The 14,643-nt window shown below is 62.1% G+C and carries 6 protein-coding genes and 8 pseudogenes; 9 read left to right on the plus strand and 5 right to left on the minus strand.

Annotation, left to right across the window (positions count from 1 at the left end; translation table 11 throughout):
- Positions 1 to 77 precede the first annotated feature (77 nt).
- A complete protein-coding gene (locus AC1MGR_RS00695; RefSeq protein ID WP_480234894.1) occupies positions 78 to 1,280 on the plus strand; it encodes an MFS transporter in 1,203 nt (400 codons plus the stop codon).
- A gap of 520 nt (positions 1,281 to 1,800) precedes the next feature.
- Here AC1MGR_RS00695 and AC1MGR_RS00700 read toward each other — a convergent pair.
- Positions 1,801 to 2,004 (minus strand): annotated as a pseudogene (locus tag AC1MGR_RS00700) (integrase core domain-containing protein); the annotation flags it as partial.
- Between the two features lie 244 nt (positions 2,005 to 2,248).
- On the opposite strand from AC1MGR_RS00700, the pseudogene AC1MGR_RS00705 reads away from it, so the two are divergent.
- Positions 2,249 to 2,998: pseudogene (locus tag AC1MGR_RS00705) on the plus strand (IS110 family RNA-guided transposase); the annotation flags it as partial.
- Between the two features lie 25 nt (positions 2,999 to 3,023).
- On the opposite strand, the gene AC1MGR_RS00710 reads toward AC1MGR_RS00705, so the two are convergent.
- A protein-coding gene (locus AC1MGR_RS00710) for an IS3 family transposase (protein ID WP_480233354.1) occupies positions 3,024 to 4,237 on the minus strand; the annotation gives its coding sequence in 2 pieces (ribosomal slippage) (positions 3,024 to 3,958 and positions 3,958 to 4,237; 1,215 coding nt in all).
- Positions 4,238 to 4,294: 57 nt separating this feature from the next.
- A pseudogene (locus tag AC1MGR_RS00715) lies at positions 4,295 to 4,474 on the minus strand (transposase); the annotation flags it as partial.
- Positions 4,475 to 4,685: 211 nt separating this feature from the next.
- Here AC1MGR_RS00715 and AC1MGR_RS00720 point away from each other — a divergent pair.
- A pseudogene (locus AC1MGR_RS00720) lies at positions 4,686 to 5,999 on the plus strand (IS701 family transposase).
- Between the two features lie 96 nt (positions 6,000 to 6,095).
- Here AC1MGR_RS00720 and AC1MGR_RS00725 read toward each other — a convergent pair.
- The gene (locus tag AC1MGR_RS00725; protein WP_480232078.1) at positions 6,096 to 7,187 is read right to left on the minus strand and encodes an IS630 family transposase; all 1,092 of its coding nucleotides are present in this window, start codon (positions 7,185 to 7,187) and stop codon (positions 6,096 to 6,098) included.
- 146 nt (positions 7,188 to 7,333) lie between these two features.
- Here AC1MGR_RS00725 and AC1MGR_RS00730 point away from each other — a divergent pair.
- The 4 genes and pseudogenes from AC1MGR_RS00730 to AC1MGR_RS00745 all read left to right on the plus strand — a co-directional run.
- Positions 7,334 to 8,088, plus strand: a protein-coding gene (locus AC1MGR_RS00730) for an IS5 family transposase (RefSeq protein WP_480233355.1) whose coding sequence is annotated in 2 segments (ribosomal slippage) — positions 7,334 to 7,664 and positions 7,664 to 8,088 — 756 coding nt in all. Because the reading frame shifts where the segments join, the coding sequence is not laid out codon by codon here.
- A gap of 252 nt (positions 8,089 to 8,340) precedes the next feature.
- Positions 8,341 to 10,521 (plus strand): AAA family ATPase, encoded by a 2,181-nt coding sequence (locus AC1MGR_RS00735; protein ID WP_480233356.1) that lies wholly within the window; start codon positions 8,341 to 8,343, stop codon positions 10,519 to 10,521.
- Positions 10,522 to 10,924: 403 nt separating this feature from the next.
- Positions 10,925 to 11,484, plus strand: a pseudogene (locus tag AC1MGR_RS00740) (IS5 family transposase); the annotation flags it as partial.
- Between the two features lie 61 nt (positions 11,485 to 11,545).
- Positions 11,546 to 12,506: pseudogene (locus tag AC1MGR_RS00745) on the plus strand (IS481 family transposase); the annotation flags it as partial.
- A 5-nt stretch (positions 12,507 to 12,511) separates the two neighbouring features.
- Here AC1MGR_RS00745 and AC1MGR_RS00750 read toward each other — a convergent pair.
- Positions 12,512 to 12,643 (minus strand): annotated as a pseudogene (locus AC1MGR_RS00750) (transposase); the annotation flags it as partial.
- 65 nt (positions 12,644 to 12,708) lie between these two features.
- On the opposite strand from AC1MGR_RS00750, the gene AC1MGR_RS00755 reads away from it, so the two are divergent.
- Together AC1MGR_RS00755 and AC1MGR_RS00760 are read left to right on the plus strand one after the other, a co-directional pair.
- Positions 12,709 to 13,922 (plus strand): IS3 family transposase gene (locus tag AC1MGR_RS00755; protein ID WP_480233354.1). Its coding sequence is split into 2 segments (ribosomal slippage): positions 12,709 to 12,988 and positions 12,988 to 13,922, totalling 1,215 coding nucleotides; the frame shifts between segments, so codons are not numbered across the junction.
- A 328-nt stretch (positions 13,923 to 14,250) separates the two neighbouring features.
- Positions 14,251 to 14,382, plus strand: a pseudogene (locus AC1MGR_RS00760) (IS3 family transposase); the annotation flags it as partial.
- Positions 14,383 to 14,643 lie beyond the last annotated feature (261 nt).

Genomic DNA, 14,643 nt, shown 5'->3' on the forward strand with positions numbered 1-14,643 from the left:
CGGTCCCGGCCGCGTATGGCGGGGCCCGCGCGGGAGCCTCGCACCGCCCCCCATCCCCTCGCCTGTCGCCAGCAAGGATCACGGACCTGAAGGCCGAGTTTTCGACCACGCGCCTGATCGTGATCCTGGCCTTCGCCGGTTTCGCCAGCACCTTCGCGGGCCGCTCCATCGAGCCGCTGGTCGGCGTGCTGGCGCGCGACCTGCGCAGCGATCCGCACACGGTGGCGCTGCTCTCCACCGCCTTCGCCCTGCCCTACGCGCTGATCCAGCCGATCCTCGGCCCCGTCGGCGATGCCCTGGGCAAGGAGCGGATCATCGCGATCTGCCTCGGTATCCTGACCCTGGCGCTGGCCTGCTGCGCGCTGACCACCAGCCTGGACACCCTGTTCGTCCTGCGAATGATCGCCGGGGGCAGCGCCGGCGGCGTCGTGCCCCTGGCGCTCGCGCTGATGGGCGACCGCATCCCGATCGAGCGCCGGCAGGTCGCCATCGGCCGCTTCCTCGTGGCGGTGATCCTCGGGCAGCTCTCCGGCTCGACCTTCGCGGGCCTGATCGAGGGGGCGATCGGCTGGGCCGGCGTCTTCGCCATCACGGCGGCGGTGGCCGCCCTCGGTTGCGGCGCGGCGCTCCTGGGGTTCGACCGCCGCGCGGCGGCCCCGGCCCGGCGGCCGGAATTTCGCACGGCGGTGGCGCGCTACCGCACCATCGTGGGCAATCCGCGCGCCCGCATCCTGTTCGGGGCCGTGTTCGTCGAGGCGATCGCGGTGTTCGGGATCTTTCCCCACCTCGCCCCGCTGATCGAGGCCCGCGGCGAGGGCGGGGCCCGCGAGGCCGGCCTGGCGCTGGCCGGCTTCGCCGCCGGCGGGCTGCTCTACTCGTTCTCGGTCGGCCTGCTCCTGCGCTTCCTTGGAATGTCGCGGATGCTGATCGGCGGGGGCCTGATCTGCGCCGGGGCCCTCGTCACCATCGGCCTCGCCGGCACCTGGCAGCTCGACTGCGCCGCCCTGGTGGCCATGGGGCTCGGCTTCTACATGCTCCACAACACCTTCCAGGTTCAGGTGACCGAGGTGGCGCCGACTGCCCGCGCCTCGGCGGTGGCGCTCCACGCCTTCTCGTTCTTCTGCGGACAGGCCCTCGGCGTCGCGATCCTCGGCGGCGCCCTCCAGGGCCTCGGGCAACTCACCGCCCTCAGCCTCTGCGCCGTCGTGATCGCCGTCCTCGGCATCGTCACCGCCCGGCGCCTTGCCTGCCACCATTCAGTGGCCCGGGTTCGAAGTTAGTACATTATCGGTCTCGTGACGATGGCGGGGCGTACAAGCGGCGTTGAGCCATTAGGACTCCTCGAAGAACGATGCAGTTGCGGGGTTTTCGCCGTCTATTTGACGCAGTTCGCAGCTTTGGCGTGATTGGACTGGGGTTCTGGCAATCTGGCGGCGGTCGTGAGCGGGCTCGGAGGTAATCCTAATGCCGGCGAACACCGTCTCGACGGCCGAGGGGACCTTGGAGCGGGCGCGTTTGGCCTTGCGCAGCGACGGCGTCAAGCCGCGGCCCAGCTGCCGCCGGAAGTGGATCTTCGAGCGTCGGCCGTGTTTGGCCAGATGGGCTTCGTTGGTCTTCGAACGGTAGGCGGTATCGGCGAGAGACGTTGCTTGCCGTGTTGGTCACGTCGAGGACGTTGGCCTGTTGGCTCCGTCGTGAGAGGCCGCGCTTGTAACGGTGTGGCCTGCCCCTGTCCTGTGGCCCAGGTTCGAAGTTAGTGCATCGTCGATCTTAGATTTGACCTAATTTGTGGTCCGCGACCTACGCAAGATCTTGGGCTGTGACAGCTTGGTTGGCAAAGGCTCGGGGCGTCAAGCCGCCCAGGGCCGTATGAGGTCTGTCACTGTTGTCGTGGCACATCCAGTCCTCGATGCGCTCACGGGCATCAGCTAGCGACAGGAACCAAGAGGCGATCAAGCACTCCGCCCGTAGACGGCCGTTGAACGACTCGACGTAGGCGTTATCCGGCATGATGCGTGGCGGTGCACCGTTCCTGAGATTAGTTGAAGCCGCTAGCTTCTGCTGATCCGGACTATGAGGCACCGGGAGCACGGAGAGTGCGGGCAGGCCGTCGCACTGACATGAGCTGCGAGCTCGAGGTCGTTATCTGGCCGCCCCTGCAACGAGCCCGGATGCGCTGCGAGCGCGGATCCGTAATTGTCGTGTTGCCCCCCAGCTCCCTCAACCTTGTTGGACTAAGGAGGAGGCTATGCGGATCATCGGCATGGACATTCATCGGGTATCGGCCGAGGTTGTGGCGCTTCTCGATAGAAAGTTGGTGAAGCTCGGCCGCATTCCCATGCTACGCGAACGCCTCGAGGCGTTTGCCAGGACGGAGCTCACGTACGACGATCATGTCGTCGTCGAGGCGACCGGCAACGCTGCAGCCGTCGTCGAGGTGCTTGCGCCTTACGTCGACCGCGTGGTCATCGCCAATCCCAAACAGGTGAGGCTGATCGCGCATGCGAAGATCAAGACCGACGCGATTGATGCGGCGGTGCTGGCCAAGTTCTACGCGACCGGCTTCCTGCCAGAGGTGTGGGTTCCGGACGAGGCGACCCTCGCCCTCCGGCGGCAGATCGCACGGCGCACCCAGCTGATCCGCCAAAGGGTGCGGCTGAAGAACCACATCCAGGCGATCCTACACGCGCACCTCATCCCGCCGTGCCCGCACGGGAACCTGACCGGGATCAGTGGGCGCAAGTGGATCGTCGCCCAGCGTCTGCCCGATGATGAACGCGCTGCCATCGATCGTCACCTCGCGCAGATCGACCTCATCGAAGGATCGCTCAGAGACGTGGAAGCCGACATCGCACGGGCCACCATGTCCGATCCGGTCATCCGGCGATTGATGACGCTGCCCGGCGTCGACATGGCCGTCGCATCGGGCGTCGCTGCTGCCATCGGCGACGTTCGGCGCTTCGGCGATCCGACGAAGCTGGTCGGCTATCTGGGATTGGGATTGCCCCGTTTCTGTGGACGGTTCAGGGGGCTTGGCTGAGCAGGGGCTCAGGCAATGGGTGCAGGAGGGTCTCGTTTTCGTAGGCGGCGGGCGAGCGGTAGCCGAGCGCCGAGTGCCGGCGTAGCGGATTGTAGAAGCTCTCGATGTAGCTGAAGCAGGCCATCCGGGCCTCGGCCTGCGAGCGGAAGCGGCGGCGGGCGAGCAACTCACATTCGAGGGTCGAGAAGAAGCTTTCGGCCATGGCGTTGTCGTAGGCATCGCCGATCGAGCCCATCGAGGGTCGCACGCCCGCCTCCCGGCAGCGATTGCCGAAGGCCAGCGACGTGTATTGCGAGCCCTGATCGGAGTGGTGAATCACGTTGCGGGGCCTGCGCTGGGTGACGGCCATCTCCAGAGCGTCCAAGACCAATTCCGAGCGCAGGTGATTGGTCATCGCCCAACCGACGATCCGGCGGCTGAAGGCGTCGAGCACCACCGCAAGATAAAGGAATCCAGCCGCCGTGGGCACGTAGGTAATGTCGGCCACCCAGAGCCGGTTCGGGGCGGCGGCTGCGAAGTTGCGGTCGACGAGATCGGGGGCCGGTCGCGCCTCTCGATCCCGCTGCGTCGTGGCAGGCCCATTACGCCGATGGCTGGTTCCTACGAGCCCGGCCTCGCGCATCAGCCGGGCAATGCGCTTGCGGGAATGCCGTTCACCCTGGTCGCGTAGATCGGCGTGGACGCGCGGTGCACCATAGGTCTCGTGCGAGCCGAGATGGACGGTGCGGATCCGCTTCAGCAGGGCTGTGTCTGCCAACCGTCGCGCCGAGGGCTGGCGGTCGACCCAGGCATAGTACCCGGCCTTCGACACGCCGAGCATGCGCGCCATGGCGGCGATGGGGAAGTCGGCCTGGTTCGCGTTCATGAACCGGAAGACCCCGACGGGAGAACCCCGGTCTCCCGAGCGAACCAGGCCGTCGCGCGAGAGAGGATATCGCGCTCCAGCTTGAGTTGTCGGTTCTCACGCCGAAGCCGGACGAGCTCGTCGCGCTCGGCGACCGTCAGGCCTGGATCGGCAGGCGGCGGCTTCGCCTCACGCCGGCCTTCGCTACGATCGGCCTCGGCCACCCAGTTGCGGATGGCCTGCGCGGAGGGCTCGAACTCGCGAGCCAGATCATTCGGATCACGGCCGGCGCGGGCCAGCTCGACCATCTGTCGGCGGAACTCGATGGGGTAAGGGGGACGGCTCTTCGGCATTGGACAAACACCTCACGCGAAAGCGTTCTCGGTGTCCACCAAACCGGGGCAATCCCAATCCAGCTGCTTGAGCCGTCGGATCTCAGGCACGCCCATGCCGACGAACTGCTTCTTCCAGCGGTAGAAGGTCGGCTCAGATACGCCCATCTTCCGGCAAACTTCGTCCACCGTCGCGCCGTTCTCCGCCTGCCGCAGGGCGAAGGCGATCTGTTCATTCGTGAAGCGTTTGCGAGGCATGGCATCCACCCTCCTTCAGGGTTCAGGATGCCCGAAAAACTTGCGCTCAGCGCGGACCAGTTTGCTGGGTCAGGGTCAGGTGAAGCGGCGAACAAGCCCATGCTTGCACTCGATTGATACATGGGTGCTGATCCCCCTAGCACTACTGTGTCACAAAATTTGGATGTAGGACTTGCTATTCGATCTGGCAATGGAGTGAGGCATGGATCGCATGAACTCTCCGCTGGGTGCCGACCAGTTGCGTTTTGCGAGCTATCTGGAGGCTTTGTCAGGCGTCCTGGGTCATGCTGATCGGATCGCACCGCTGAAGGCCTACTGCACGGGTCTCCTCCTGCCGGGTACTCGTAAGAGCATCGAGCCGATGGCGGTCCGGATCGCGCCGGCGCGGGTCCAAGCTACACATCAGGCGCGGCATCATTTCGTGGCCAAGGGCGAATGGTCGGACGACGCTTTGCTGGCCCGGGTACGCAGCGAGGTCCTGCCGGTGATCGAGTGTCAGGCTTCGATCCAGGCCTGGATCGTCGATGACACCGGCTTTCCCAAGAAAGGCCGTCACTCGGTCGGGGTGGGACGGCAAGACTGCGGTCAGATCGGCAAGCAGGACAACTGTCAGGTTGCCGTGACCCTCTCGGTGGCCAACACCCAGGCCAGTCTGCCGGTGGCGTATCGCCTCTACGTGCCGGAAGCCTGGACCTAGGATGCCGAGCGGCGCAGCAAGGCCGACGTGCCCGAGGATGTCGGCTTCCAGACCAAGCCAGAGATCGCGCTGGATCAGATCCGAGCAGCCTTGGCCGATGGAGTGGTGCCCGGCCTCGTTCTGGCAGATGCCGGATACGGGATCGACACGGCCTTCCGTACGGCGCTGACGGCTTTGGGCTTGTGCTACAGTTTGGGTGTTCAGTCCTCGACGAGCCTGTGGGCCCCAGGATCCGTACCGCTGCCGCCCAAACCTTGGAGCGGACGCGGGCGCCCACCCACCCGGGTACGACGAAGCCCTGAGCAAAAGCCACTCTCGGCAGAGAAGCTGGCTCGGTCTCTGCCGGAGACCGCCTGGCAGCGCATCACATGGCGCGTTGGCACGAACGGTGTGCTGACCTCGCGCTTTGCGGCCGTGCGGGCCCGTCCGGCCCATCGAGATGAGCTGCGACACGAGCCACGTCCCGAGGAGTGGTTCCTGATTGAGTGGCCGGAGGGCCAGGATGTGCCAACCAAGTACTGGCTCTCGACCCTGCCGCCAGAGACGCCCATGGCTGAGTTGGTCGGACAGCCGAAACTGCGCTGGCGCATTGAGCGGGATTACCAGGAGCTCAAACAGGAGATTGGGCTCGGCCACTACGAGGGGCGAAGCTGGCGCGGCTTCCATCATCATGCCAGCCTATGCATCGCCGCCTACGGATTCCTGGTCTCCGAGCGGGGCCGCTTTCCCCCCTCAAAACCGGAGATCACCGAACGGCAAGCGCTTGCCCTACCCCTCGGTTACAGACCCCGCGGTGCTCCCAATCCGGCCCGAGCGACTCGTGCCTGACTCAATCGCAACCTTGCACTCGAGGCTGGCACGGGCACTCACGCAAACCCAGCAACAATGCCCCTGCTGCTGGCATCGCTTTATGACCCAATAGTACTAGTGGTCTGAGTTAGAAGTTCTCTGACAGAAGCGTCCGACGCTTGCGAGGATCGCATCAGCGGGTTTGGTCCAGACGAAGGGCTTTGGATCGGTGTTGGTCTGAGCGATGTAGGCGTGGATCGCAGCTTCGAGATCGCTGGTCTGTTGGAAGGCACCACGCTGCAGACGTCGACGGGTGAGCAGGGCAAACCAACCCTCGACGAGATTGAGCCATGATGCGGACGTCGGCGTGAAATGAAGGTGCCAACGCGGACGCTTCACGAGCCAGTCGTGGATCAGCTTGGTTTTGTGGGTGGCCGCGTTGTCGAGCACGAGGTGCACGTCGAGATCGCTTGGGACGGCCGCTTCGATCTGATCGAGGAAGTCGCGGAACTCGACCGAACGGTGCCGGCCTGTGCAGTGGCCGATCACCGTCCCGGCCTGGACGTCGAGGGCGGCGAACAGGTCGGTCGTACCCTGGCGACGATAATCGTGAGTTCGGCGCTCCGGCTGGCCGGGCCGCATCGGCAGCACGGGGGCCGTGCCCGTCAGCGCTTGGATCTGCGGCTTCTCGTCGACGCACAGCACCACGGCACGATGCGGCGGAGCCATGTAGAGGCCGACCACGTCCCGGACCTTGTCGACGAAGGCGGGATCGGTCGAGAGCTTGAAGGTGTCGGTCTTGTGCGGCTGCAGCCCGAAGGCACGCCAGACTCGCGAGACCATGCTCTGGCTCATGCCGACCCGCCGGGCCATGGCGCGGGTCGACCAGTGGGTGGCGTTCTCTGGCTGGCTCTCCAGCGTGAGGGTGACCATCCCTTCGATGGCCGTGTCCGTGACGGCACGTGGCGCACCGGAGCGGGGCAGGTCGACGAGGCCGTCGAGGCGATGAGCGAGGAAACGGGCGCGCCACGTCGTGACGCTCATCCGGCTGACGCCGAGATCACGGGCAACGCCACTGTTGGTCGATCCCGGCTCGGCGCAGGCCAGCACGATCCGCGCGCGCTGAGCCAAGGCTTGGCCGACATTGCGACGGCGGATGAGCCCCGCTAGGCGCGTGCGCTCGTCCTCAGTCAAATGGAGAGGAGCAGGTTTTGGACCACGGGCCATCGGTCACCTCCGTGCGGACATCCCCCACACGTAGGTGCAAGCTCAAAATCTGCAACAGAACTTCTAACTCAGACCACTAGCGTCCGGACCCATAAGGGTGGCGCGGACGGCGTAGGTGTGATTCACGGCTCCCATGGGAGGGGCCGATGGATCAGTTCTGGCTGACGGACGAGCAGTTTGCGCGGATCGCACCGCACCTGCCCACCGACACGCGGGGCAAGGAGCGCGTGGACGACCGGCGGGTGATCAGTGGTATCGTCCACGTGCTCAAGTCCGGCGGCCGTTGGACGGACGCGCCGCGGGACGTCTACGGGCCGAAGAAGACGCTCTACAACCGCTTCGTGCGCTGGGCGGCCAAGGGGGTCTGGGTCGGGTTATTCGAGACGCTGTCCCAGGCCGGCGGGCCGCCCTCACAGGTGCTGATCGACTCCACCGCCGTGAAAGCCCATCGCTGCGCCGCCGGGGGTAAAGGGGGGAGCAAAACCAGGCCATCGGCCGCTCGCGGGGCGGGCGCACGACCAAGATCCACGCTCTCACCGACCGCGGCTGCCGCCCGCTCGCCTTCCTGCTGACTGGCGGGCAGGTCGCCGACTGCAAGGCCGGTGCGCTGCTGCTCGAACGCCTGCTCGCCTGCCGCGTCGTGCTGGCTGACAAGGGCTACGACGGCGATGCCATCCGCCGACAAATCGAGGCGGCCGGAGCCGCGCCCAACATCCCGCCCAAGGTCAACCGGCGCTGGAAGCCGTGCTTCTCGCCTGTGCTCTATCGGGGCCGCAACAGCATCGAGCGGATGTTCGGTCGCCTGAAAGACTTCCGCCGCATCGCTACGCGCTACGACCGCTCGGCGGTCAACTACCTCGCCGCCGTCTGCCTCGCCGCGACCGTCAGCTACTGGTTATGAGTCCGGACGCTAGACTTTTTTCGTTAGGTGCGCAGCGACTTTCGCAATCTGCGCACCCACCAACCAGAATTCAGCCATCGCCTCCTCCTTTACCCGACGGCGTTCGCATGCGCGCTTGATAAGCCAAACTTGTGGGTTCCGGCCCTAGTTCAAATTCTACAACTGTGGTAGCCAATGACATACATACCACAAACGAGTTGCGAGCCCCCCTAAGACGTTCAAGCTTGGCTGGAATTAGAAAGTAGTAGTTGCATGCCATCAGATGGTTCTGATTTTATTTCCTTAGTAAAGGCCGCCAAGCAGAGCTGGCCTCTGATTGTTAAGATTGGGATTGCTGGCTTTATATGCGGGTTGATTTACATGGCCATCGCGCAGCCTAGGTTTACTGCGACCGCAGAAATAATGATTGATACTCGTAAAAACCAGCTTTTTTCAACGCAACAAGTTGTTGGAGATCAACTTTTCGACACAGGAGGAGTTGATAGCCAAGTGGAGATACTTAGATCCGAAAGTCTAGCTCTTTCGGTTATTAGAGAGCTAAAGCTTCTTGACGATGAAGAATTTTGGGGCAACCCAAACCCAATTTCTAGACTGATTTCTAGTCTAGTTGTTGATGATAAAAAGAGCAGCATGGCGGAGAGAGAGCAAGCGGCAGTTCAGGCATTCTCAGGCAACCTGAAGGTCCGTCGAGTTGGCACAACATACGTCATCGAGACAAGCTATACCGCTTATACACCTGAGAAAGCAGCTCAGATTACGAACTCGCTTGCCGAAATGTACATGGTCAACGAGCTTGAAAGTCGCTATCAAGCTACAAAACGCGCAAGTCGTTGGTTGCAGGAGCGGATCAAGGAGCTTCGGCAGCAAGCAAGTGATAATGAGAATGCTGTCCAAAAATTTCGCTCGGAGAACAATATCATCGAAACCGGACGAGGATTGTTGTCGGATCAACAGTTAGGCGATGTCAATAGTCAGCTAATCACGGCGCGTGCAGGTACTGCAGAGGCGAAGGCCCGTTTGGATAGGATACTTGAGGTAAGTGGAAGCGACATACCTAATGCGTCTATAGCAGAAGCACTTAAAAATGATGTTATTACACGATTAAGGGCGCAATATCTTGATTTGACTGCTCGTCAGGCTGATTTTTCTGCCCGCTTTGGGCCTAACCACATGGCGACAGTAAACCTGCGCAATCAGATGCGTCAAATTCTCAGCTCGATAAATGATGAGCTTCAACGCATGGCCGAGGCTTACAGGAGCGATTATGAGATCGCTAAGAGTCGAGAGCAGTCGGTTCAACAAAGTTTGAATTCACTAATCAACAGTGCGGGCACTGCGTCTCAGGCGCAGGTCAAGCTTCGCGACTTAGAAAGCTCAGCGCAAAGTTCCCGGAATTTGTACGACAACTTTCTTCAGCGGTTTATGGAAGCAACTCAGCAGCAGACTCTCCCTATTGCTGAAGCACGCATAATTACAGCAGCAACTCCGCCCCTGAAAAAAAGCTGGCCCAAGGGGAGTATTGTCCTCGGAGGAGCTAGTTTGCTAGGATTATTGTTGGGATCGGCAGCAGCGTTCGTGCGAGAATGGTCAAACAACGCTTTCCGCAGTGCCCAAGATTTCGAAGGTCGAACGGGAGTAAGTTGTATTGGAATTTTACCGAGGCTCGACTTTCCAGTTGCAACCGTTCCGAAGAATACTCCCGCACCCGCGCTGGCTCGTTCAGCCTTGGTAAGACATGTCTCTGATGCCCCGTTCTCTCGGTTCGCTGAAGTCATCCGCAATGCAAAGGTCGCAATTGATCATTCGCACAGCGCTGGCCGCCTTCAAGTGATCGGAATAGTATCGGCACTTCCTGGCGAAGGAAAAACTACTATAGCGGCTAATCTCGCGGAGTTAGTTGCGCAAACGGGCCGCTCCGTTTTGCTGATCGACGGCGACCTTCGTAGTCCTTCCCTTTCTAAATTATTCGCGCCACAAGCCAAGGCCGGACTACTTGAGGTTTTGGCCGACAATTCCTTACTTTCTGGACTTGTATTTCGCGATCCACAAACAAAACTAGAAATGCTCCCGGTGGTTTGTGAGAAAGGTGCTGTTCATACATCTGAGGTTGTTTCGTCAACAAAGATGTCGGACTTCCTTGTCAGCTGTCGCGCGCAATACGATTATGTAATTATCGATCTTCCTCCGGTTCTTCCTGTTGTCGATGTACGCGCTTCTGCTTATCTGATTGACGGTTTCGTTATGGTCGTTGAATGGGGGTTCACCTCCCGCGAGGCTGTTATAGAGGCTCTCGAAATTGTTGAGGGATTCAGAGATAAATTAGTTGGTGCCATCCTTAATAAAGCGGACAGTGCTGTTCTTAAGCGTTTAGAGAGTTACAGGGGCGATAAATTTGGTAGCTATTACACTAATGAAAACAGGAGCGCAGCTTGAAGCATCCGTGATGTCTGGCCTTCAACCTGGAAAGTCGTTCTCCCAAAGGTACGGCTTTAGGCAAGGCGGAGGATGTCATCATGTGACGGAACAAGGATACGGCTGAAAGGATTGTCGCTAATCTCCGTCAGGATGACGTCTTGGTTTTGTAAAGCCACAATGTTGCTGAAGCGGTCCGGTCCGTGGAGGTTACCGAGGTCGCTGCGGGATGAACTCCTCGACGGCGATGTGTTCTACGCTCTCGCGGAAGCCTGAATCGTGATCGAGGAATAGCGGAGGCAGGAAACACCGTCCGCCCGCAAACGCCGCTTGGCTACCACCTGCCTTCCCAAAGGTCATCGTCTGGCTATAAGTTTGGCTTGGCGGGTGCGTCTGTGATTCCCTTTGGGCAAAGGAGGCGCCGATGGCCGAGTTTTGGTTGAACCACGAGCAGTTTGCGGAGATCACACCGCACCTGCCGATAGACACCCAGGGCAAGGAGCGCGTCGATGACCGCCGCGTGATCAGCGGGACCATTCATGTGATGAAGTCCGGCGGGCGTTGGACCGACGCCCCGCATCAGATCTACGGCCCGAAATAGACCCTCTACAATCGCTTCGTGCGCTGGGCGGTCAAGGGGGTCTAGGGTGATCTGTTTGGGACCCTAGCCCGGGCCCGTGGGCCGCCCTCCCAGATGCTGATCGCTTCCTCGGCCGTGAAGGTGCATCGCTGCGCCTCCGGTGGAAAAGGGGAGAGTAAAGCCAGGCCATTGGCCGCTCGCGGGGTGGACGCACGACCAAGATCCATGCCCTCACCGATCGGTTCTGCCGCCCGCTCGCCTTCTTGCTGACGGGCGGACAGGTGGCAGCCTACAAGGCAGGCGCACAACTCCTGGGGCGCGTGCCAACGTGCCGAATCATGTTTTCCGACAAGGGCTACGACAGCGACGCCATCCGTCGTCAGATCGAGGCGACCGGGGCAGCTGTGCAGTCCCGCAGTGTGATGGCATCAGTTCAGCTGAGGTCGCTGCATACCGGGAGGCGTTATGGGACAGGTTCTTCACGGCTGCGCCATGACCACGCACGCGATCAGAGCAGCGCTACAGCGATCGAAAGCTTCGCTCAAAGATCTTGCGGCACAGCATGGGCTGAACCCCAAGACAGTCGCGAAGTGGCGCAAGCGTGCCTTCGTGCATGACGCAGCGATGGGACCGAAGACGCCGCGCTCGACCGTGCTCACGACTGAAGAGGAGGCGATCATCGTTGCCTTCCGCCGGCACACCCTCTTGCCGCTCGACGACTGCCTCTACGCGCTCCAGGCCACCATCCCGCACCTGCCCCGCTCGTCGCTGCATCGCTGTCTACAGCGCCGCGAGATCAGCCGGTTACCGGAGGTCGGCGGCGACAAGCCCGGTAAGCAAGCCTTCAGGGCTTATCCGATTGGCTTCTTCCACATCGACATCGCAGAGGTTCGCACCGGCGAAGGCAAGCTGTACCTCTAGGTGGCCATTGACAGGACGTCCAAATACGCCTTTGCCCAGTTGCACGAACGCGCTGATCGGCTCGTGGCCTGCGGCTTCTTGGAGGCGCTCATCGCGGCCTGTCCTTACCGCCTGCACACCATCCTAACCGACAACGGCATCCAGTTCGTCGAGCTGCCCAAGAATCGTCGCGGCCCGACTGCCTTGTACCGCATCAAATGCTTCGATCAGATCTGCCGGGCGCAGGACATCGAGCATCGGCTCACCAAACCAAACCATCCGTGGACCAATGGCCAAGTCGAGCGCATGAACCAGATCCTCAAGGAGGCGATGGTCAAGCGCTACCACTACGACCGTCACGATCAGCTGCGGGAACACCTCGCCGCCTTCCTGGACGCCTACAACTTCGCCCGGCGGCTCAAGACCCTACGTGGCCTCACGCCCATACCAATCGATCTGCCGAGCCTGGACAGACGGTCCAAGCCGCTTCAGATACGATCCGACCCATCTCTCCTCGGGACTGAACAAGTCCTCGCGTCCGACCCGCTCACGGTCAGCCATCGTGAGGGCATGGGCGAGGCGCTCGAACACGCCTATCTGCGAGAAGCGTAAGAATTAGCGATGCACCGTGCTCCACGGCGGGGAGTACACCGGCAGATGCCGTCAAAGACTGGGATTGCCCCGGTTTGGTGGACACCGAGAACGCTTTCGCGTGAGGTGTTTGTCCAATGCCGAAGAGCCGTCCCCCTTACCCCATCGAGTTCCGCCGACAGATGGTCGAGCTGGCCCGCGCCGGCCGTGATCCGAATGATCTGGCTCGCGAGTTCGAGCCCTCCGCGCAGGCCATCCGCAACTGGGTGGCCGAGGCCGATCGTAGCGAAGGCCGGCGTGAGGCGAAGCCGCCGCCTGCCGATCCAGGCCTGACGGTCGCCGAGCGCGACGAGCTCGTCCGGCTTCGGCGTGAGAACCGACAACTCAAGCTGGAGCGCGATATCCTCTCTCGCGCGACGGCCTGGTTCGCTCGGGAGACCGGGGTTCTCCCGTCGGGGTCTTCCGGTTCATGAACGCGAACCAGGCCGACTTCCCCATCGCCGCCATGGCGCGCATGCTCGGCGTGTCGAAGGCCGGGTACTATGCCTGGGTCGACCGCCAGCCCTCGGCGCGACGGTTGGCAGACACAGCCCTGCTGAAGCGGATCCGCACCGTCCATCTCGGCTCGCACGAGACCTATGGTGCACCGCGCGTCCACGCCGATCTACGCGACCAGGGTGAACGGCATTCCCGCAAGCGCATTGCCCGGCTGATGCGCGAGGCCGGGCTCGTAGGAACCAGCCATCGGCGTAATGGGCCTGCCACGACGCAGCGGGATCGAGAGGCGCGACCGGCCCCCGATCTCGTCGACCGCAACTTCGCAGCCGCCGCCCCGAACCGGCTCTGGGTGGCCGACATTACCTACGTGCCCACGGCGGCTGGATTCCTTTATCTTGCGGTGGTGCTCGACGCCTTCAGCCGCCGGATCGTCGGTTGGGCGATGACCAATCACCTGCGCTCGGAATTGGTCTTGGACGCTCTGGAGATGGCCGTCACCCAGCGCAGGCCCCGCAACGTGATTCACCACTCCGATCAGGGCTCGCAATACACGTCGCTGGCCTTCGGCAATCGCTGCCGGGAGGCGGGCGTGCGACCCTCGATGGGCTCGATCGGCGATGCCTACGACAACGCCATGGCCGAAAGCTTCTTCTCGACCCTCGAATGTGAGTTGCTCGCCCGCCGCCGCTTCCGCTCGCAGGCCGAGGCCCGGATGGCCTGCTTCAGCTACATCGAGAGCTTCTACAATCCGCTACGCCGGCACTCGGCGCTCGGCTACCGCTCGCCCGCCGCCTACGAAAACGAGACCCTCCTGCACCCATTGCCTGAGCCCCTGCTCAGCCAAGCCCCCTGAACCGTCCACAGAAACGGGGCAATCCCAAAGACCAAACAGACCTTAACGGCGGACCGCTGCCGGGCAGGGGCAAGGTGTGCAACAACAGCGATGAGACGTGAAGGGACGTCAACCCGAAGTGAGACGGGCCTCAAAAGCCAATGCGCTTCTGAGCGCGCAGTTATGATATGCCACTCGCCTCGCAGACTCCATCGCGGCCAGAGTTTGCTGACCGCGCCCTGAGGCCGCACATCTGACCGCACCATTCTCGGTGGAGGATCTGCTGCTGAGCGCTCTTGTTCGCAGGACCGTTCCACATATGGCTTCGCGCCATGTGGAGGATGTAGAGATGCGTCGGAAGAAGCATACGGCTGCAGAGCTCGTTGCCAAGCTGCGTCAAGTCGAGATTTGCGTCTCGCAAGGCAGCAAGGCTTCTCAAGCAATCCAGTCCATTGAGGTCACGGAGGTCGTTGCGCAACGAACTTCTCAACTGCGAGGTGTTCTATACCCTCAAGGAGGCCAGTGTCGTCACCGAGCAATGGTGAAGGCACTACAATAGCATCCGTCCGCACGCGTCGTTGGGCTCCCAGCCGACTGCGCCAGAGGTCGGAATCTGGCGAACAGAACCGAGCAGCTCAGCGCCACTCGTACACCGTGCCATCGTCTCGCGGCCGACGAGAGAGCAGGCAGTTTACGCGGGTCACTTAGACTAAGGCATCCAGTCCCACTTGCCAACGGGACG

The organism is Methylobacterium sp. BI1 (genome assembly GCF_056680125.1).